The sequence below is a fragment of the Bacillus sp. TH13 genome (assembly GCF_016651175.1).
GTDB classification, from domain to species: domain Bacteria; phylum Bacillota; class Bacilli; order Bacillales; family Bacillaceae_G; genus Bacillus_A; species Bacillus_A thuringiensis_S.
The window spans coordinates 3,033,754-3,050,353 of sequence record NZ_JAEKEJ010000025.1; the positions used below are offsets into that span (position 1 = coordinate 3,033,754).

Below are 16,600 nucleotides of genomic sequence, written 5' to 3' on the forward strand. Positions count from 1 at the left end.
CCTACGTAAAGTAAAATAGTAGGAGGAAAAAGATGAGTCAAGATATTGAAAAACAAATTAATCAAGTAAATCAAAAGTTACGAAGTGTATTTGAAGAACAAGACCGAAATCAATCTGCGATTCAAGCTCAAGAACAAGCGGAAGCGGATTTTTATGAATGGAGAGGTCGAAGCCATCGTTTGTTTGATCGAATTTTAGGAACTTGGCATGGTGATAGAGAAATGTCTCAGTTTCTTATGAATACATATCAAGATGCACAACATGTTGAAAGAAAAGTCACATTTGAATTGGAAAACAAAAAAGAAACGTTGCTTAAAGAAAGACGAGACCTTAGTGATTTAGAAAACGACCTTTCCTATCAACAACAAAAATTAGCAAGGGAGGTCAATGCATGAGTTTAAATATGTATTTCGGAGAAGTACAAAGCCAAACTCAAAGCATGAATGCTGTATGTACGGCGACCATTCAAGGTATGGAACAAGCGATTCATTCGATTGATGCTTTTGCAATTGATACTGTGTTACAAGGGCAAACGTATAGCAGTGCAAAATCATTTTTTGTACAAACCTTTCGTCCTTTAGCGCAAGGAATCATTTATCTGTGTGAAGAGTTAATTCGCCAGAACGATGCTTTTCCAAGTCAATTTCAATCACAAGTCGCTTCCACAGATGTAATTGAACAAGAAATATTAGAACAAATTCGAGAAATTGACCGAATGAAAGCAAGTATGGAAGCCATCAGTCAAGCTATGCCAATCCCAGGTATGGACGCTATGGCGAATCTTTTTACTGTGATGAGGAAAAAACTGCAAGAAAAGCTGGATCATTTGTATCAATTCAATCAGACTTCTAGTAATAATTATAGTACAGCCCTTCAATTAGCAGCTAGTATTGCTGCAGGTCTTGCGGAAGTTCAAAGTGGGAAAGGGTTTAGTCCTGCAAGTGGTACATTTAGTACGCAAGGGTTGAATATGGAATGGACAACTTCAATTCAGGAGATTACAGAAGATAGAAATCGTCAGACTGATAACCTTCTAAATAGTGGTACAATTGAAGAAGGAGCAATTGATGGTAGATTTTCATCGGAATCAGAAGAAAAAGGTTTTGATGGTAAAAAACTAGCAAGGGATATAGCTGGTGAAATAAGTGGTGAATATGATATTCGTCGGGCTTGGGATGGTGTTGATCCATCATCTGGAGAAAAACTGTCTACTTTGGACCGATTTTTAGCTGGTGGGATGGTAGTAGCTGGTCTTACCCCAATTGGAAAAATTTCGAAAGTTGGTAAGGGTGTAAAGATGACTGCTGACGCTACTAAGGTTGTAAATAAAACTAAAAAAGTACCTGTTGAGAAAGTAAATGCAGCTAAAGGTACAAGTGAAGTTAATAAGAAAGTCAGCGGAACTAGTGTAGGAGAAGAAAACGTTACTTATCGTAGGGTTCAAGGTGGTGATAGTAAAGAGTTAATTTTAGTTAATGATGATGGTACACTCTCTTTAAATAGTAAATGGAGGGCAGATCATAATTTAAATGTATCTACTGGAAAAGATCACTCTACATATTTCAAAAATAAACGAGCAGACTCATATATTGTAGAATTTGATGTACCACAGTATTTAGATGGTTTAATTAGAGAAAATGCGATTTCTCAGAAGGGTTATAAAACTAATCCACTTAACCAAGGTAGAACAGCTCCTAAGATTGTTGACAAGGGTATTTTTGATAAATATGGATTTGAAGGTGTTGCATACGAATTACCTGACCCCATTAGTCGGTGGTTGGTAGAATACGGACGGAATGCTAAACTTATTAAGTAAGAGAGGAGAGCGTGTTAAATGATTAAGCCTTTATACGCCGAAAATATTATAGTAGGTGTAAAATATAAAAATAAGCTCAATTGGTATATAACTGAATCGGATTTATGGTATTTAGATTATAATCAAGCTGGATATTCTCCTAGTGAATATCCAGAGGAAAGAAAAGGCATTAGTATTTTAAATGAGACTACAATAGCTAACTTTTTAGAAAGAATAGAAAAATATAAAAGATTTACAGAAGATATTAGGTTAGAATTTTTAAGGGAACTAAGAACTAATAGAGAAGAAGCCTATTATGATTATAATCCATGTTTCCTAATAGACTTTGAGCGTTTAATTTTTTATTCTAATTATCCGGAATCAATATCTTTTGAAGAATATATTCCGAATAACTGGAGAGGTTATTTACAGCGATTTGATGAACAAGTACCCTATGAATATAGATATTGGGAAGATGAGAATAAAAACTATTTAGTTAGAGAGGATTAGGTCATGGAAGAAAATAAAGTAGTTATGATAAAAGAAACATTTAAAAATGAAGAAACTGGTGAACTAACGCCAGGAGTTACTATAATACTTGATGGGAATTTAAGGGAAGTGTTGGAGATAATTATGGAAAAAGAAGGCTATTCGGATTATCCAGAAGCTTTAAAAGAAGTAATCTTTGAAGGGATTCATCATTTTGTGAAAAGAAATAAATAATAAGCTGACATATACTTTTAAGGTAAAGGGCAATTCTGAAAGGGATATGCCCTTTTTATTTTTTAAATTTGAAATGTAGCTCAGATATTATCTTTTTCTTCCTTATTGATACCAATATATTTTAAGTGTAATTTATGAGGTGCTATGATTGAGTATTTCTTACAACATAGCGAAATCTTTTGTTTGTTTATAGAACCAATAGCCGAAGGTTTTGCACATGGTGTGAGTCCCAATAGATTCGATCCCAGCAAAATCTTTGGCTTTTTGAAATTTTTGATAAGCCTAGATTTTATTAATGGGTTGATCTTCTTTTCGAGAAGGGAATAATATTTCACAGAAGGTGTAAAATGGGATGTTGATTTAGATGGTGATGGTGAAGATAATAGTATTAAGGATAGGGTGAAAACGGGTTCGAAAAAAGCTTGGTCAACAGTAGCGGGGTGGTTTAATTAACATGAAAAAAAATACAGATTTTAATAAAAAAGCTTTTGAATATTATATGGCTCTTTATGCTGTAAATGATATAAGATCGACTATAATTACTCTTGTGATTGGGATAGCAGATATATTTGTGCTTTTGCCTGCTTTTGCGAATCCTGTTCAACCGATATATATGTACATAATAGTTCCACCAGTTGCTTTTTTAAATGTATGGGCAATATGGATTGTTATAAATCCTAGGAAGCGGCAATTACAATACACTCTATTTCGTGGGGTATTTGGCATCGTATGTTCAGTAGGATTATTAGTTATAACCCAAAAGTTTGCATATGGAATGTTAGGATTACAAACTCCTATCTATTTTATTTTTTCGGTTGGTTTGTATATTTTTGCTTTGTATTATTATTATAAAAATCATATTAAAAAACTTCAGGAATCAATCAAAAAATCAAAATCATCGAAAAAAAACTCTAGTTTCGGAGTAGTGGCTTTTGTAGGATTGGGTCAACTCATTGCTAATATCAGTCTTGGTTTTGCAACACAAAAGATGGTAGCAATTGTATTAATGTGTGTATACTCCATGCTTTCGTTTATTTTGTTTCATTTCATTATGGAACTCCATAGGTACTATTATTTAAGGAAGCATATAGAAGATGGGGGTAGAACACATGAAACCTTTTAAAGGGGTTTATTGAATTTTAAGTATTGTGATTTATGGAAGGAAACAAAAACTTATGGTTAAAGAACCTGTGATGTATGACTATATTGGCTGTTTTTATCCAGAAGGAGGAAAGCTGATATGCAAGTATTTAAAGTTGGGAAATTAGTCACATTCGTTGCAATTATAATACTTCTTGTAGTTGCTATTTTATCTCCTTACAACTTATTTAAAAAGATTTATTTTATTATTGGTGTTCTTATTATTGGCGCAATTTCACTTGGTGCAAATAAATTCTTTGAACTGATACACAGTAAATTTAATAAGAAATGATATTACTTATGTGATAAGGAAATTCCCCTCTAAATCCTTAATGATTTAGAGGGGAATTTCTACAATATGATTTTACCGGATTACGTGGAACTAAATTAGTCCATCACCATATTGGTGGTGGTCAAGCTGTTGGTGTTCCGCTGCCACTACATCCTGGTTTTGGAGGGATTCATAACGCAGAAAAAACGATTGGAGCATGGGGGAAAAGATGCAGGGATTGAACCACCCCCATATTCTAATGCAGCACATCATCTAACACCTTGGAATGATAGTAGGGCAGAAAAGGCACAAAAATTATTAAAGGAATTTGGGATAGACCATGATTCGGCGGCTAATGGAGTATTTTTACCTTATAAAGTTAATAAATACGTGACTACTGAAGTCTTACACATAGGGAAGCATAGTTCAGAGTATATACTTGAAGTAGAGAGAGTATTAAGTCTTGTTAAGAAACGGGGCGGTACTCAAGAAGATGCTGTTGACGCCTTACATGATATAAGAGAACGTTTATTGAATGGTGAATTAAAATTAAATAAACCGAAGAAAGAGTAATCTTATAATAGAAAAATAACAAAGGAGAGTAAAAATGAAAATTTGGGAATTAAAGAGTTCATTTGATGACTATGAATCCTTTCAACTATTGAACTTAGAAGAAGATTCTAAAAAGTATTTTGAAGGAAAAATTGACTCGGCAGTAAAAGCATCTGATTCATGGGGAGAAATACGTATTAAATGTGTAGAAGAAGGAAATCAAAGTGATTTGCCTCATTTTTGGGGAGAAGTTGGTACACCAATGGTTAGTGGGAAAGCTAAAAAATTTTTAGAGTCTATACTTGGTGATAATGTAGAATTTCTTCCCCTAATTCATGATGTGACGGGAGAAGTGTATTATATAATTAACGTTTTAAATGCAATAGATGCTATTGACTATGAGAAAGCTATACTAAAGAAACTACGTTCTGGCTTAGTAATAGATTTCAAAAAATACGCATTCTTACCTAATATGGTTAAGAACCAAACAATATTTAAAGTTTACTTAAATGAAATATTACATATTCCTTCCGTTTTTGTATCAGATGAATTTAGAAATACATTGTTAGAAAGTGATTTAAAAGGTTTTGAATTTATCGAGGTATGGGATTCAGAAGCAAACATGTAAAAGAAAGTCCTAAAATAATTGATAGGAGTTAGTGACATGGATGTAAAGGATTTAAAAATTCTAAGAATGTTAAACAATTATGAGGGAAATGAAAAAGAAATTTTTGAACTGATTCAAGCTGAAGCAATGGTGAAATTTATATGTGGAAAAATCTGGTTTTAGAAATTGAAAAAATAGAGAAAAATTTTAATGATAAACTGAATACACCAGCAACAGATAGTGAAGTTAAGAAATTAAGAGAACGCATGAAAAAGAGTTTTAATGTTGACCTCCCGAGTGAATATGAGGAGTTTCTTAAGACTGTAAATGGATTAGATTTTAACGGGCAAGTACTTTATGGAGTTGACTCTTATTTGTTGGATACAGAAAGGGACGAATCAATTTGCGGGCTTATAGAAACCAATGAGATTTGGTATGAAAATGAATTTCAAAAAGAGTATCTTTTCCTTGGAGATTCAAATATAGCATGGTTCTGTAAAAACTTATCTGATGGTACTTATTTAGAACTTGATAAACCATCTGGTACAGTGATGAATACATATAATGATTGCAACACAATGCTTGAGGAAGCATTGAAAACAGCCCTTCTTTAATAGGAGGTAGTAAAAATTATGTTTAATTTTTTGAAAGAATATGTTGTAGCAGACAGAAGTGTCCGTTCTAAACAGAAACCTATTTTCTATCCTATATATCAAGATGAGATAGATGAGGCAGAAAGTTTATTACAAATGGAACTCCCAAAAGAACTAAAACGCTTTTATCAAGAAATAGGTTATGGTTTTTTAAAGTCTGATAAAAGAACGTTTTTCAACAGATTTATGGACCCGATTTCAGTTGTAGATTTCCGTTTAAGGCAAGATATTTATGAATATAATCCAAACCTAGATGATGTAGATGATGATTCATTAGTGTTTTTTGAAGTAACAGAACTTAACTTTTTAACAATTAAATTTAAAGAGGAAAATGAATTAGGTCAATGTCCTATTTACTCTGAAGATGAGAAAATAGCGGATTCTTTAGAAGAATTTTTAATTAAAATGGATGAAAATCCTGACTATTATATTTAATGGATATCAATTCTATTTTGTAGAGTGTGCATTATTGGTTCGTCCTTTTGAGAAGTGTTTTCTAGCTTATGTGATTGCAAAGACAAATAATAATTAATTATGAGTAACAAAAGTAAGACTTATGTGAATTACGCATAAGTCTTTTTAATATTATCTCAAAGTTAAGAAGATTGAGGGGGAAAATTCTCATGAATCTAGGGGAGCTAGTTTAAAAGAAATTAAAAGACAATTAAATATACCTAGATTTCAACACCCGATTAGTCAAAAAATGGTACCATTAACAGATAGTAATGGTAAAAGGATATTAAATGATAATAAACAGCCTATTATAACTCGAGAATTAACATATGAAGTAAAAGGTCAAAAAATTATAATTCAAGATCATTCAGAGGGTCATAAGTTTGGAGAAGGTGGAATTGGAGATCAGTCACCGCATCATAATGTAAGACCTGAATACAATACACGAACAGGACAGGTAGATGGTATGGAGGATCATTATTATTTTGAGAAGAGAAATAAAAATAGGAAGTATAAAAATGATTGATCAATTTAAATTTTTAAATCCACAAGCGTTAATTAGTATTTTTGGGAAAATACCAAAGTTTGAAGAATCAGAGTTATTAGATGTGCGTCTTAAAAGAGATGGTCCTACTTTAGTTATTCAATTGATGACAAAGGAAAATGTTGAAAACAAGCCAAAAAGATGGGATAAGTGGGATGTAATTTATGTAGAGATATCTTTCTTTGCTATTCATAATTTAACAATAAAAGGTTTAGGGACAGAAAATATAATTGATTATTTTGAAATAAATACGATAGAAGAAGAAGGTTTATTAAAAATTAAGTGTAAGAATCAAATGTTAGTTGAGTGCTCGTTTGAATGGGCGAAGGTAGAAGGAGTAATCCCAGGCTTAATAGGATTACCGTAATTTTGATGGGAAGTAGATAGTTAATTTTTATAATATTCATATTTTAATGTTTTGGGGTTAAATAAGGAATGTATAAAGGACATTTGAAACGTTGATAGTGTTGCAAACATATGAAGCGGAAATTACTAAAATTAAGATACCTAATTATATACCTGTATTAGGTGATTATGATATAAGTTCCAAAGGTGAGATTGTAATAGGTGGGTATGGTTATAGATTCCGCAGGAGTTTCATTTAAGTTTGAGAAGGAAGCGAGATAATAGAATGCGAAAATTTTCAAAAATAGTTATATGTGTTGGTGCGTTAATAATGATTGTACTAGGCATGATTGTATATGATACATGGAAGGATAGGATTTATTTTTCTTTAGCTGTACTTTTTGTTACCGTACTTTCTTTACTATGGAATATAGTTGCTCATAATATTATGGATAAATTTAGGGGGAGAGAATGAATAGTTATGAAACTTTTACTGATTGGAACAGTAGCGGGGTGGTTTAATTAACATGAAAAAAAGTATAGATTTTAATAAGAAAGCTTTTGCACATTATATGGCTCTTTATCCTGTAAATGAAATAAGAGTCCACGTAATTGTTCTTGTCCTTTTGGGGGCAGACGTGTTTGTTCTTTTGCCTGCGTTTGCGAATCCTTTTCGATTACTCTATGTATATATAGTAACTCCTCCAGTTGTTTTTTTAAATTTGTGGGCGATATGGATTGCTATCAATCCTCGGAAACGACAATTACAATACACTCTATTTCGAGGAGTATATGGCACCATATGTTCAGTCGGATTATTAGTTATAACTCAAAAATATGCTTATGAAGTGTTACAATTACAAACTCCTATCTATTGTATTCTTTCATTTGGTTTGTATAGTTTTGCTTTGTATCATTTTTATAAAAATCATATTGAAAAACTTCAGGAACCAAGAAAAAAATCAAAATCATCGAAAGGAACTGGTGGTGTAAAAGTAGCAGCTATTGCAGCGGGATCGGGGCAGTTAATTGCTAATATAATTCTTAGCATTGCAACACAACAGATGGGGGCAATTGTATTTATGTGTGCATGCACAGTGTTTTCGTTTGGTTTGTTTTATATGATTATAGAACTCCATAAGTATTATTATTTACGGAAGCATATAGAAGATGGAAGGAAAATACGTATAGGCTTTTAAAGAGAATTTGTTGCATTTCAAGTATATAATCGCATTCTTCTTATAGTTGGTTAAAGGATAGAAAAAATAGGAGGGACAAAAAAGGTTGTAATTTACGAGAGAAAACAACTACTTATGGTTGAAGAACCTGTAATGTATGACTATATTGGCTGTTTTTATCCAGAAGAATATATTGATCCTGATTATACATTTCTATTTAATCATGATGCTATTGAAGAAATTGTATTTGAAGGTTTTATAGATGAGGAAAAAGAGGCATTTGTAGGATTGCTTAATTGAATAGGATCTAGAAACAGGTAACCTTCAAATTTTGATAAAACTAGCAATCTCCACGCCGAAATTGGTTAAATTATAAGGGGAAAAGCTGGACGCGAAAATGATGAAGAGATTATTATTTTCAAATCAGTTGGTTTGGCTGTAGTAGATATTATCGTTGCGAAGTATTTGTATGGGAATGCGGTGGAGTGCGGGATTAGGAATAGGGTTGAATTTTGAGAGACTGCCTTTTGGTGGTCTTTTTTTCATGAAATCTTGTAAAGCAAGAAAAAGTAGGATATTTAATGATTAGAATTGAATATTCATATTCTAATATTCAGTAGAAAGATAAAACGTTTAAAAGTTCAGAATAATAGATTATAATATGTTTAGTAAAATTAACCAATATATATTTTGCTCATTATGTATTAAAGGGGAAATGAAAATGGCTGGACAAATTCGTATGTCACCAGAGGAGCTTAAATCGAAAGCGGCTCGATATGGACAAGGTGCAAATCAAATTGAGGACATTTTAAGTCAACTACAAAACTTACAAAATGAATTAAGAGGAGAATGGGAAGGTCGTGCTTTTGAAGGTTTTGACCAACAGTTCAATCAATTAAAGCCAAAGGTACAAAACTTTGCACAGCTATTACAAGAAATTAATATGCAGCTTAATAAAACTGCAGAGGCTGTTGCTTCTCATGATGAAGAATTATCACGTAATTTTGGTTTGAAATAAAAATTGTTTTACTCTATATAACAAGTATTTCAAATGAGCCATACAGCTTATATTGTATGGCTCATTTGATTGCATGCCTAGCGAGTGATATTGATAGGGATATATATTTAATGAGATTTCTTTGGTGCGTCTGGAAAACTTATAGAAAGGGTTTGAAAGAATGGGACAATTTCAAAGTAATTTACAAACAGCAACGCAAATTGCTACGAAAATGGGATCAGCCTCTGATAGGATTCAAAGTGCAACCAGTCGTTCTATAACAAAGGCGGCGCGTACAACGTTGTCTGTTAATTTCAAATCACAAGAAGCGAATCAGCAAGTTTTAGACTTGACGAAACAATTTTCCGCTGCCTTCCAGCAAGCGGTTGATAATATTCATTCGGTAGCTAAAGAATTTGAGAGAATGGATAACGAACTTCACAATACTTTTCGCTGATGTGACAACCTACGTAAAGTAAAATAGTAGGAGGAAAAAGATGGGTCGAGATATTGAAAATAAAATTAAAGAGTTAAATCTAAAGTTACGAAATGTATTTGAAGAACAGGACCGAAATCAATTCGCGATTCAAGCTCAGGAACAAGCGGAAGCAGATTTTTATGAATGTAGGAGTCGAAATCGTCGTTTGTTTGAACGAATTTTAGGAACTTGGCATGGTGATAGAGAAATGTCCCAGTTTTTTTTGAATACGTATCAAGATGCACAACATATTGAACGAAAAGTAACATTTGAATTGGAAAACAAAAAAGAAACATTGTTTAAAGAGAAACGAGATCTTAGTAATTTAGAAAACGCCCTTTCATATCAGCAACAACAATTAGTAAAGGAGGCTAATTCATGAGTTTAAATATGTATTTGGGAGAAGTACAGAACCAAACTCAAAGTATGAATGCTGTATGTACGGCCACCATTCAAGGTATGGAACAAGCGATTCAGTCGATTGATGCTTTTGCAATTGATACTGTGTTACAAGGGCAAACGTATAGCAGTGCAAAATCATTTTTTGTACAAACTTTTCGTCCTCTAGCACAAGGAATTATTTACTTATGTGAAGAACTAATCCGTCAGAATAATGCCTTTCCAAGTCAATTTCAATCACAGGTAGCTTCAACTGATGTTATTGAACAAGAAGTGTTAGAACAAATTCGAGAAATTGATCGAATGAAAACAAGTATGGAAGCTGTCAATCAAGCTATGCCAATTCCGGGTATGGATGCTATGGTAAATCTTTTTATTGTTATGAGGAAAAAACTGCAAGAAAAGCTGGATCATTTGTATCAATTCAATCAGACCTCTAGTAATAATTATAGTACAGCAATTCAATTAGCAGCGAGTATTGCTGCAGGTCTTGCGGAAGTCCAAAGTGGAAAAGGTTTTAATGCTTTAACAGGGATATTTAGTGTGAAAGAATTAAATATGGAATGGACGGTGGCTATTCAAAAAAAATCAGAAGATAAAGTTCATGCTGTTCAAATTGAAAAAGAAGCTGTTAAAAATGATTGGTTTTTGATGGATTCAAAAGAGGTAAAGGAAAAAGCTGAGGAAACAGCTAATGGAGTAGCAACAATTACTGGAGTAGTTGTAAAAGGAATTGGTAGTATAATAAATGGTAAAAAGTATGAAAAATCATTTACTGAGGAAAAGGGATATGGTGGTATATTTATTAAAGGTCTTACACTTGAAGCAGAGCCATTTGTAAGTTCTCGTACTTATGATAGATTTGATGTAAAAGATAAAGAAAAGAGAGAACAAACCTATGGACCTATGGTTGGTTTTACAGTAGCCCAAGCTGGAATAGAACAAGAGAATATTAAAGGATTTGGAATAGGAGCTGAGGCTAAAGTAGCGATTGCTACTGCAGAGTTAGGTGCTCATGTGGAAAATGGAAACTTACATATAGGAGCTGAAGCTACTCTAGTAAAATATGAGAGTGCTATAAAAATTCCTATTCCATTTATGGATAAAAAGTTACAAATTGGGGGATCAGCATCGCTTGGAACACTCGGGGGATCTTTTGAAGCTGGAAAAAGCGGATTCAAATTCCATGCACCATTTGGTCCTGGTGTAGGTTTATGGGGATTTGGTTTAGAAGTTAGTGTTAAGGAATAAAGGAGATAATTAGTATGAATAAAAAAGTGAAAAATTTTAAATATCTTATGATTATATTAGCTTGTATTGCAATTTTTGGTACAATTTTACCTAATGCATTGGATCCAAATGAAACATTAGCAGGTAACATTTCGGTTGCAGTTTTTGGTACAATTGGTACTTGTTTGTTGTTTTCTATTACTTATTTCATTATAAAAAAGGCTATTTTAAGAAGGGGAAACTAAGATGGTACAAAATTTAGAGTTAGAATTACTTCCAATAGGTTCTGTTGTAATGTTTAAAGATTGGGAACATCCATTAATGATTTATGGAAGAAAACAGATGGATTCTGAAACAAAAAGAACATGGGATTATGTATGTTGTTATTTTCCTCATGGTAATATTTCTTCGGAGTATAATTTCTTTTTGAATCATGAAGATATTTCTAGTGTTTTACATCTTGGTTTTATTAATGAAACAGAATTAGAGTTTCAAAAATTATTTAAAAAAGAAGTTGAAGAAACACGGTGATTTTTTAAGCTGTTAGTGTTTTTGAAATAGTTAATGAATGAATGTTAAGACATATATATTTAAAGGAAGGGGACTCTCTATGAAATTACTTCGTTCATTTCTCATTTTGACTCTTGTTGTATTGTTAAGCGCATGTAATACAGCAACAAAAGTCACAAAGGTTCAAAAAAATGGCGAAACGACTTTAACAATTGGTTCTTTGCAGGGGTATTACGATTTACAAACGCTTAAAGCTGAAAAAGGAAATGTGGAAATTCCTTATGAGGCAGCAGTTGAAGAAGGTACGATTTTATTGCAAGTCACAAAAGATGATAAGGTCATTTATGAAGAAGAAGTCACTTCTCAAAAAGAAGGTTTGCTTTCTTTTGAAGCGCCAAAACCCGGATCATATGATTTAATTGTACGTGTGAAGGGTAAAGAAGAGAAAGCAAAAGGAATTCAAATACATACAAAGCTATAAAAAATGGCAATTGATTTTTACCTGTTTGCCAATTCTATTTCTAGTTGGTTTTGGTAATACATGCTTATTAATTTTAAGAAGTAAACGTAAAGTAGCTCCAAAATATACAATAAAAATTGATTTTAGAGCTACTTTCACTTTTGGTGATTCTTAATAAAACATTTAATAAATTTTATAATAATTTAATTCTAATCATTAAAAATCCTACTTTTTCTTACTTTAATAGTTTCTAAAATATAAATAAGAATACCTAAACCAAATATCTTTTCAGCATTAGAAATATTATTACCTAATTTAATAATAGGTACATTTAATCCGAATTTTTCACTCCATTCTAAAGGCATATATCCTTTTTTACAGTTTATTAATATACGATCATCTATTGTACGAAAAGATGTTTCAAAAAAATCAAATTCAACTTCTATCTCAGAAAGTTTTATCTCTTTTTCATTTATTAAAGAACCACGTACCATTCCAAATCCTTGTATCATATTTTCTTTAAACATACCTACACAATTATAATTTGAATCATAAATAGCCCAATCATAATTTTCAATTTCACTATGAAAGTATGCAAGAATTTCTCCATCACTTGCTTCTAATCCAAAAACTTCTTTATTTTTTAAAATAGGTAATGTTGAAGAAATCATCTTTGTTCCTGCTACATATCTTCCATCAGGAGTATATAAACCTAAATGTTTATTATTGCTGGGTAATTCTAACAAAACATAAGTATCAATATCCCAAAATGTTAAATCATTTTTAACTATATTTTTTCTAGTAAATTTCCTTTGCTTAATTGCCAAAATCCAATACTAAAAAATACAAGAGAAGCTATAATAATTAAGATTACTGGTCCCCAATTAATGTTACCCCAAGTATTATACATACCAATTAATCCATAAAGAAAAAGCCCAGTTCCAATTAAACACTTAAACTTCCCCTTTTTTTATAATACTCAAATAATTCCACGCAAACACCTCTATCAGTTGATTTTAATACTCCAATTATTCTTTAAATATAACAAAGAAAAAATGTATAATCTAACGTTTTTTCGAAAATATAATTAAAAAATAGTAATTCTAAATAAATTAAATTTGAAATGTATCAAGAATATTATCTTTTTTTCTTTGTTGATACCAATGTATTTTAGTGTGATTTGTGTTGTGCTGTGATTTGAAATTTCTTGCAACATGGCTACATCTTTAGTAGGTGGGGCTAATTTCTTAACACTTGTCGCAGAAGTAGGAAGTGGTGGGTTAGCATCACCAATTGTTCTTCCATTAGATGCAGTTGCTACAGCGGCTGGTGTTGGTGTTGTTGTACATGGTGGATTGGTTTGGGATAAATCGATTCAAAATGCTAAGGATACTCTTCAAAAATTCGAGTCTTCTCCATCTTCTGGTGAGCGTATTAATAAAGTTAAAGAGAATGGTAAACTTAATAAAGAGGAAAATGCTACTAAAGGGATGGATAATACCAGCAATAAAACCAGCGGAGATAATCCAAAAGTAATTGAGGAATTAGAGGAACCTGTTATTGATGGAAAGCGAGTTGGAAGTGGAGAAAAGATTGATAAAGTAAAACTTATTTGGGGAAGAGATGAAAAAGGAAAGCCTATCATAGTAAAAGAGTTTCCTCATGTCCCTAAGGAACATGGCTTTTCTGATATTGTTGATAATTACTCAAGATTTGCTGATGAATTTCCATTAGTAGGAGGAGATCGTATTAGTAGAATATTCTTCCAAATAGAAGGAAGCAACGGTGGTAAAAAAGGTGTCTTTGAGTGGATTGTTGAACCAAATGGAAATGTAAGTCATAGAAGATTTATTGAAAATGGTACTGTTACAGGGAAACCAAATCAAGTTCCCAAAAAGTAAAAGGAGAATTATATGGATTTAATAGATTTTAAGAACAAAGGTCTTAAGTATGATTGGAAAACTATTTATACCGGTGTAAATAAAAAATATTTCGAACCGAATGTCATTTCTGATTATGCGGTGGAACTAATGGAAGCCGGTGATGATGAAGCTTTTGTTAATGAACTAGCTTGGGGAATAGATTCTAGTGATTTAGATAAAATTTTGTTTGAAATTAAAGATTTCCACTTTCCTAATCTAGAAGAAAATAGTAAAGAATTACAGAATGAGATAAGTAAACTCAGATTCGTTTACTTATCTAAGTTAAAAGAAAAGATTACTGATGAGGATGAACTATTAAATAGAATTGCAGAGTTTTATGATAGACATGATTATCCTGAAGATATGACAAGTTTTATTACTTATATGCCCCAAGATACCCCAACTACGAAGGAAGATTTGTTAAATAGGTTTTATAAATTTTTGGATTCAGAGAAAAAATTTATTGAATAGCTACTTTGCTAGATTCTGAGGGCAAGAAATGAATTTTTTGAAGAACAAGCCTTCTTTAAGATTGAATATTTCAATGAACCATGTTATCTAGCTTGGAGTAAGTGAAGAGAAAGTTACATATGGAGAATGATCAACAAAAGAGACCTAACATTTGCGGTCTCTTTTGTTGATTTAAATTAAAAAGTATCATTTAAGTGGATGCCCTTTTATACCTCTTACTTTACATACAAATAGGCGTCAATTGCTGATACATAGTATCTTTTATCCTTGCTATTATGTACTTTGTATTGTGGCGCTCCATTCACAGTTACCTTTACATCAATGGTAAATCCTAATCTTACCTCTAAAGCACCAACAACATCTTTACCCTGCCAAGAAAGAGATTCATCGAGTTCAGATAAACGAAGAACACAGAATACATCATTTTAACTAGATTTATTATTAGCTAGTTTATCCCCACCACCAAGCTCCGCCTCAATCTGCGAAGTCTTCGATGACTCATCCATACGCCAATACGTAATAAAGCTGATCGCGATACATCCAGCTACGTAGAAATAGAATAGTGATTCCATTCCGATACTCTTTAGCCATAATGCGATGAACTCAGCTGTTCCACCAAATATCGCAACGGTTAGTGCATATGGTAAACCTACGCCTAGTGCGCGAATTTCGGTCGGGAAGAGTTCTGCTTTTACAATTGCGTTAATAGAAGTGTAACCAGTAACGATGATGAGACCGACCATCATGAGTAAAAATGCTACGATTGGTTCAGTCGTTTTTTCCATGAAGAAGAAGATTGGTGACGTTAGTAATGTTCCGAGAATACCGAATGCCATTAATAGTGGGCGGCGTCCGATTTTATCGGATAGTAGCCCTGCAATTGGTTGAAGTACGACGAAAATAAGTAGTGCGACAAAGTTAATCCAGCTTACAACTTCTTTCGGAAGACCGACTGTGTTTACCATGAACTTTTGTAAATATGTTGTGTACGTATAAAATGCAACAGTGCCTCCTAATGTTAGGCCGACTACTGTTAATACTGCTTTCGGGTGTTTCATAAGTGCACGAACAGTTCCTGCGCTTTCGCGTTTTTGTGATTTTATGTTTGAGAACTGCTCCGATTCATCCATCGTACGGCGAAGCCATAATACAGCTACTGCTCCCATCGCTCCAATAATGAATGGAATGCGCCAGCCCCAAGCTTTCATATCGGGTTCGCTTAGTAATTGCTGAAGAACAATTTGAACGCCTAACGCAACCAGCTGTCCAGCAACGAGCGTTACATATTGGAAACTTGAATAAAAACCACGGCGTCCACTACTAGCCATTTCAGATAAATACGTTGCGGAAGTTCCGTACTCTCCGCCGAGTGACAACCCTTGAAGTAAACGAGCAAGAACTAAAATAATTGGTGCCATAATACCGATGCTTTCGTAACTCGGTGTACAGGCAATAATTAAAGAACCACCCGCCATAACTGTAATCGAAAGTGTTAATGCTGCCCGGCGTCCGTGCCGATCCGCATAGCGGCCCATTAATAAACTTCCGATAGGGCGCATTAAAAATCCAACTGCGAAAATAGCGGCTGTGTTCAGTAACTGACTCGTTGGATCGCCTTTAGGAAAGAACTCTGCTGAAAAATAAACGGCGAAAGCAGAGTAAACGTACCAGTCGTACCATTCAATTAAATTACCAACTGAACCTTTGAAAATATTGCCGGCGACTCGGTTTGATTTTACTTGAGCCATACTAATTCCTCCTCTTGCTTAGTAATAAAATGATAATTATGAAAGCGTGTTCATCGCAAAAGAATTGTACTGTCCTTTAAATGAAATCTCAATATTATGACAATTTTATTCTTTTTGTACTTTA

At 32.9% G+C, this 16,600-nt stretch carries 24 protein-coding genes and 8 pseudogenes; 27 read left to right on the top strand and 5 right to left on the bottom strand.

What is annotated here, in order from left to right:
* Window positions 1-32 precede the first annotated feature (32 nt).
* The 4 genes from JFU02_RS24110 to JFU02_RS24125 are packed head-to-tail and all read left to right on the top strand — an operon-like array spanning window position 33 to window position 2,518.
* Window positions 33-395: a DUF3958 family protein gene (locus tag JFU02_RS24110; protein WP_201071747.1), complete on the top strand. Its 363-nt coding sequence runs from the start codon at window positions 33-35 to the stop codon at window positions 393-395.
* A complete protein-coding gene (locus JFU02_RS24115) occupies window positions 392-1,816 on the top strand; it encodes a pre-toxin TG domain-containing protein (RefSeq protein WP_201071750.1) in 1,425 nt (474 codons plus the stop codon). The genes JFU02_RS24110 and JFU02_RS24115 overlap by 4 nt, the downstream gene beginning before the upstream one ends.
* A gap of 18 nt (window positions 1,817-1,834) precedes the next feature.
* Entirely contained in the window at window positions 1,835-2,305 is a 471-nt protein-coding gene (locus JFU02_RS24120) for a hypothetical protein (RefSeq protein WP_000595046.1), read from the top strand.
* A gap of 3 nt (window positions 2,306-2,308) precedes the next feature.
* Window positions 2,309-2,518, top strand: coding sequence for a hypothetical protein (locus JFU02_RS24125; RefSeq protein ID WP_000392187.1), 210 nt, complete (start codon window positions 2,309-2,311; stop codon window positions 2,516-2,518).
* 80 nt (window positions 2,519-2,598) lie between these two features.
* On the opposite strand, the pseudogene JFU02_RS32230 reads toward JFU02_RS24125, so the two are convergent.
* Window positions 2,599-2,845 (bottom strand): annotated as a pseudogene (locus JFU02_RS32230) (tyrosine-type recombinase/integrase); the annotation flags it as partial.
* A 127-nt stretch (window positions 2,846-2,972) separates the two neighbouring features.
* On the opposite strand from JFU02_RS32230, the gene JFU02_RS24130 reads away from it, so the two are divergent.
* The 21 genes and pseudogenes from JFU02_RS24130 to JFU02_RS24225 all read left to right on the top strand — a co-directional run bounded on the left by JFU02_RS24130 (window position 2,973) and on the right by JFU02_RS24225 (window position 12,356).
* Window positions 2,973-3,641 (top strand): hypothetical protein, encoded by a 669-nt coding sequence (locus tag JFU02_RS24130; RefSeq protein ID WP_201071752.1) that lies wholly within the window; start codon window positions 2,973-2,975, stop codon window positions 3,639-3,641.
* Window positions 3,642-3,654: 13 nt separating this feature from the next.
* Window positions 3,655-3,747, top strand: a pseudogene (locus tag JFU02_RS24135) (DUF4176 domain-containing protein); the annotation flags it as partial.
* Between the two features lie 11 nt (window positions 3,748-3,758).
* Complete coding sequence (locus tag JFU02_RS24140) at window positions 3,759-3,950, top strand: hypothetical protein (RefSeq protein WP_061667974.1); 192 nt, start codon at window positions 3,759-3,761, stop codon at window positions 3,948-3,950.
* 107 nt (window positions 3,951-4,057) lie between these two features.
* Window positions 4,058-4,171: pseudogene (locus JFU02_RS32235) on the top strand (hypothetical protein); the annotation flags it as partial.
* Window positions 4,140-4,502 (top strand): AHH domain-containing protein, encoded by a 363-nt coding sequence (locus tag JFU02_RS24150; protein WP_000399811.1) that lies wholly within the window; start codon window positions 4,140-4,142, stop codon window positions 4,500-4,502. The pseudogene JFU02_RS32235 and the gene JFU02_RS24150, both read left to right, overlap by 32 nt.
* 34 nt (window positions 4,503-4,536) lie before the next feature.
* Window positions 4,537-5,109 (top strand): imm11 family protein, encoded by a 573-nt coding sequence (locus JFU02_RS24155; RefSeq protein WP_000707082.1) that lies wholly within the window; start codon window positions 4,537-4,539, stop codon window positions 5,107-5,109.
* A gap of 36 nt (window positions 5,110-5,145) precedes the next feature.
* On the top strand, window positions 5,146-5,271 hold the full coding sequence (locus tag JFU02_RS32510) for a hypothetical protein (protein WP_000382634.1): 126 nt from the start codon (window positions 5,146-5,148) through the stop codon (window positions 5,269-5,271).
* Window positions 5,250-5,702 (top strand): YrhA family protein, encoded by a 453-nt coding sequence (locus JFU02_RS24160; RefSeq protein WP_201071754.1) that lies wholly within the window; start codon window positions 5,250-5,252, stop codon window positions 5,700-5,702. Before JFU02_RS32510 ends, JFU02_RS24160 begins: the two co-directional genes overlap by 22 nt.
* Before the next feature lie 18 nt (window positions 5,703-5,720).
* Window positions 5,721-6,176 (top strand): SMI1/KNR4 family protein, encoded by a 456-nt coding sequence (locus JFU02_RS24165; RefSeq protein WP_000481686.1) that lies wholly within the window; start codon window positions 5,721-5,723, stop codon window positions 6,174-6,176.
* A gap of 268 nt (window positions 6,177-6,444) precedes the next feature.
* Window positions 6,445-6,720, top strand: coding sequence for an HNH/endonuclease VII fold putative polymorphic toxin (locus JFU02_RS24170; RefSeq protein ID WP_000249010.1), 276 nt, complete (start codon window positions 6,445-6,447; stop codon window positions 6,718-6,720).
* Window positions 6,713-7,105 carry an immunity 50 family protein gene (locus JFU02_RS24175; protein WP_061667976.1) on the top strand — a complete coding sequence of 131 codons (393 nt, stop codon included), beginning with the start codon at window positions 6,713-6,715 and terminating at the stop codon, window positions 7,103-7,105. Before JFU02_RS24170 ends, JFU02_RS24175 begins: the two co-directional genes overlap by 8 nt.
* A gap of 505 nt (window positions 7,106-7,610) precedes the next feature.
* Window positions 7,611-8,282 carry a hypothetical protein gene (locus tag JFU02_RS24180; protein WP_061667978.1) on the top strand — a complete coding sequence of 224 codons (672 nt, stop codon included), beginning with the start codon at window positions 7,611-7,613 and terminating at the stop codon, window positions 8,280-8,282.
* A gap of 57 nt (window positions 8,283-8,339) precedes the next feature.
* Entirely contained in the window at window positions 8,340-8,561 is a 222-nt protein-coding gene (locus JFU02_RS24185; RefSeq protein ID WP_061667979.1) for a DUF4176 domain-containing protein, read from the top strand.
* A 36-nt stretch (window positions 8,562-8,597) separates the two neighbouring features.
* Window positions 8,598-8,777, top strand: a pseudogene (locus JFU02_RS24190) (ornithine cyclodeaminase family protein); the annotation flags it as partial.
* A 205-nt stretch (window positions 8,778-8,982) separates the two neighbouring features.
* Complete coding sequence (locus JFU02_RS24195) at window positions 8,983-9,279, top strand: WXG100 family type VII secretion target (protein WP_000918591.1); 297 nt, start codon at window positions 8,983-8,985, stop codon at window positions 9,277-9,279.
* A 160-nt stretch (window positions 9,280-9,439) separates the two neighbouring features.
* The gene (locus JFU02_RS24200; RefSeq protein WP_000529664.1) at window positions 9,440-9,715 is read left to right on the top strand and encodes a TIGR04197 family type VII secretion effector; all 276 of its coding nucleotides are present in this window, start codon (window positions 9,440-9,442) and stop codon (window positions 9,713-9,715) included.
* A 40-nt stretch (window positions 9,716-9,755) separates the two neighbouring features.
* Window positions 9,756-10,118 (top strand): DUF3958 family protein, encoded by a 363-nt coding sequence (locus JFU02_RS24205; protein WP_061665892.1) that lies wholly within the window; start codon window positions 9,756-9,758, stop codon window positions 10,116-10,118.
* The gene (locus JFU02_RS24210; protein ID WP_061665891.1) at window positions 10,115-11,386 is read left to right on the top strand and encodes a T7SS effector LXG polymorphic toxin; all 1,272 of its coding nucleotides are present in this window, start codon (window positions 10,115-10,117) and stop codon (window positions 11,384-11,386) included. The genes JFU02_RS24205 and JFU02_RS24210 overlap by 4 nt, the downstream gene beginning before the upstream one ends.
* Window positions 11,387-11,400: 14 nt before the next feature.
* Window positions 11,401-11,610: a hypothetical protein gene (locus JFU02_RS24215; protein ID WP_001036917.1), complete on the top strand. Its 210-nt coding sequence runs from the start codon at window positions 11,401-11,403 to the stop codon at window positions 11,608-11,610.
* Between the two features lies 1 nt (window position 11,611).
* Entirely contained in the window at window positions 11,612-11,896 is a 285-nt protein-coding gene (locus JFU02_RS24220) for a DUF4176 domain-containing protein (RefSeq protein ID WP_061665890.1), read from the top strand.
* A gap of 79 nt (window positions 11,897-11,975) precedes the next feature.
* Complete coding sequence (locus tag JFU02_RS24225; protein WP_000771855.1) at window positions 11,976-12,356, top strand: BA_1872 family lipoprotein; 381 nt, start codon at window positions 11,976-11,978, stop codon at window positions 12,354-12,356.
* Between the two features lie 188 nt (window positions 12,357-12,544).
* Here JFU02_RS24225 and JFU02_RS24230 read toward each other — a convergent pair.
* Both JFU02_RS24230 and JFU02_RS24235 read right to left on the bottom strand, forming a co-directional pair.
* Window positions 12,545-13,328, bottom strand: a pseudogene (locus JFU02_RS24230) (ABC transporter ATP-binding protein).
* Between the two features lie 119 nt (window positions 13,329-13,447).
* Window positions 13,448-13,566 (bottom strand): annotated as a pseudogene (locus JFU02_RS24235) (tyrosine-type recombinase/integrase); the annotation flags it as partial.
* Between JFU02_RS24235 and JFU02_RS24240 the strand changes: the two are divergent.
* Window positions 13,559-14,236 (top strand): annotated as a pseudogene (locus JFU02_RS24240) (hypothetical protein); the annotation flags it as partial. The pseudogenes JFU02_RS24235 and JFU02_RS24240 sit on opposite strands and share 8 nt — an antisense overlap.
* A gap of 12 nt (window positions 14,237-14,248) precedes the next feature.
* Window positions 14,249-14,728, top strand: a complete 480-nt coding sequence (locus tag JFU02_RS24245; protein ID WP_000364135.1) for a DUF2247 family protein — start codon at window positions 14,249-14,251, stop codon at window positions 14,726-14,728.
* Between the two features lie 215 nt (window positions 14,729-14,943).
* On the opposite strand, the pseudogene JFU02_RS32240 reads toward JFU02_RS24245, so the two are convergent.
* Both JFU02_RS32240 and JFU02_RS24250 read right to left on the bottom strand, forming a co-directional pair.
* Window positions 14,944-15,114: pseudogene (locus tag JFU02_RS32240) on the bottom strand (N-acetylmuramoyl-L-alanine amidase); the annotation flags it as partial.
* Window positions 15,115-15,153: 39 nt separating this feature from the next.
* Window positions 15,154-16,476 carry an MFS transporter gene (locus JFU02_RS24250; protein ID WP_098300686.1) on the bottom strand — a complete coding sequence of 441 codons (1,323 nt, stop codon included), beginning with the start codon at window positions 16,474-16,476 and terminating at the stop codon, window positions 15,154-15,156.
* Between the last annotated feature and the right edge of the window lie 124 nt (window positions 16,477-16,600).

Excerpts from the sequence above, each read along its gene's own strand:
- JFU02_RS24160 (WP_201071754.1), top strand. The coding sequence starts at position 5,250 with ATGTGGAAAAATCTGGTTTTAGAAATTGAAAAAATAGAGAAAAATTTT.
- JFU02_RS24245 (WP_000364135.1), top strand. The coding sequence starts at position 14,249 with ATGGATTTAATAGATTTTAAGAACAAAGGTCTTAAGTATGATTGGAAA.
- JFU02_RS24175 (WP_061667976.1), top strand. The coding sequence starts at position 6,713 with ATGATTGATCAATTTAAATTTTTAAATCCACAAGCGTTAATTAGTATT.
- JFU02_RS24195 (WP_000918591.1), top strand. The coding sequence starts at position 8,983 with ATGGCTGGACAAATTCGTATGTCACCAGAGGAGCTTAAATCGAAAGCG.
- JFU02_RS24220 (WP_061665890.1), top strand. The coding sequence starts at position 11,612 with ATGGTACAAAATTTAGAGTTAGAATTACTTCCAATAGGTTCTGTTGTA.
- JFU02_RS24155 (WP_000707082.1), top strand. The coding sequence starts at position 4,537 with ATGAAAATTTGGGAATTAAAGAGTTCATTTGATGACTATGAATCCTTT.
- JFU02_RS24210 (WP_061665891.1), top strand. The coding sequence starts at position 10,115 with ATGAGTTTAAATATGTATTTGGGAGAAGTACAGAACCAAACTCAAAGT.
- JFU02_RS24115 (WP_201071750.1), top strand. The coding sequence starts at position 392 with ATGAGTTTAAATATGTATTTCGGAGAAGTACAAAGCCAAACTCAAAGC.
- JFU02_RS24165 (WP_000481686.1), top strand. The coding sequence starts at position 5,721 with ATGTTTAATTTTTTGAAAGAATATGTTGTAGCAGACAGAAGTGTCCGT.
- JFU02_RS24205 (WP_061665892.1), top strand. The coding sequence starts at position 9,756 with ATGGGTCGAGATATTGAAAATAAAATTAAAGAGTTAAATCTAAAGTTA.
- JFU02_RS24170 (WP_000249010.1), top strand. The coding sequence starts at position 6,445 with ATGGTACCATTAACAGATAGTAATGGTAAAAGGATATTAAATGATAAT.
- JFU02_RS24250 (WP_098300686.1), bottom strand. The coding sequence starts at position 16,476 with ATGGCTCAAGTAAAATCAAACCGAGTCGCCGGCAATATTTTCAAAGGT.
- JFU02_RS24140 (WP_061667974.1), top strand. The coding sequence starts at position 3,759 with ATGCAAGTATTTAAAGTTGGGAAATTAGTCACATTCGTTGCAATTATA.
- JFU02_RS24200 (WP_000529664.1), top strand. The coding sequence starts at position 9,440 with ATGGGACAATTTCAAAGTAATTTACAAACAGCAACGCAAATTGCTACG.
- JFU02_RS24130 (WP_201071752.1), top strand. The coding sequence starts at position 2,973 with ATGAAAAAAAATACAGATTTTAATAAAAAAGCTTTTGAATATTATATG.
- JFU02_RS24110 (WP_201071747.1), top strand. The coding sequence starts at position 33 with ATGAGTCAAGATATTGAAAAACAAATTAATCAAGTAAATCAAAAGTTA.
- JFU02_RS24225 (WP_000771855.1), top strand. The coding sequence starts at position 11,976 with ATGAAATTACTTCGTTCATTTCTCATTTTGACTCTTGTTGTATTGTTA.
- JFU02_RS24125 (WP_000392187.1), top strand. The coding sequence starts at position 2,309 with ATGGAAGAAAATAAAGTAGTTATGATAAAAGAAACATTTAAAAATGAA.
- JFU02_RS24120 (WP_000595046.1), top strand. The coding sequence starts at position 1,835 with ATGATTAAGCCTTTATACGCCGAAAATATTATAGTAGGTGTAAAATAT.
- JFU02_RS24180 (WP_061667978.1), top strand. The coding sequence starts at position 7,611 with ATGAAAAAAAGTATAGATTTTAATAAGAAAGCTTTTGCACATTATATG.
- JFU02_RS24215 (WP_001036917.1), top strand. The coding sequence starts at position 11,401 with ATGAATAAAAAAGTGAAAAATTTTAAATATCTTATGATTATATTAGCT.
- JFU02_RS32510 (WP_000382634.1), top strand. The coding sequence starts at position 5,146 with ATGGATGTAAAGGATTTAAAAATTCTAAGAATGTTAAACAATTATGAG.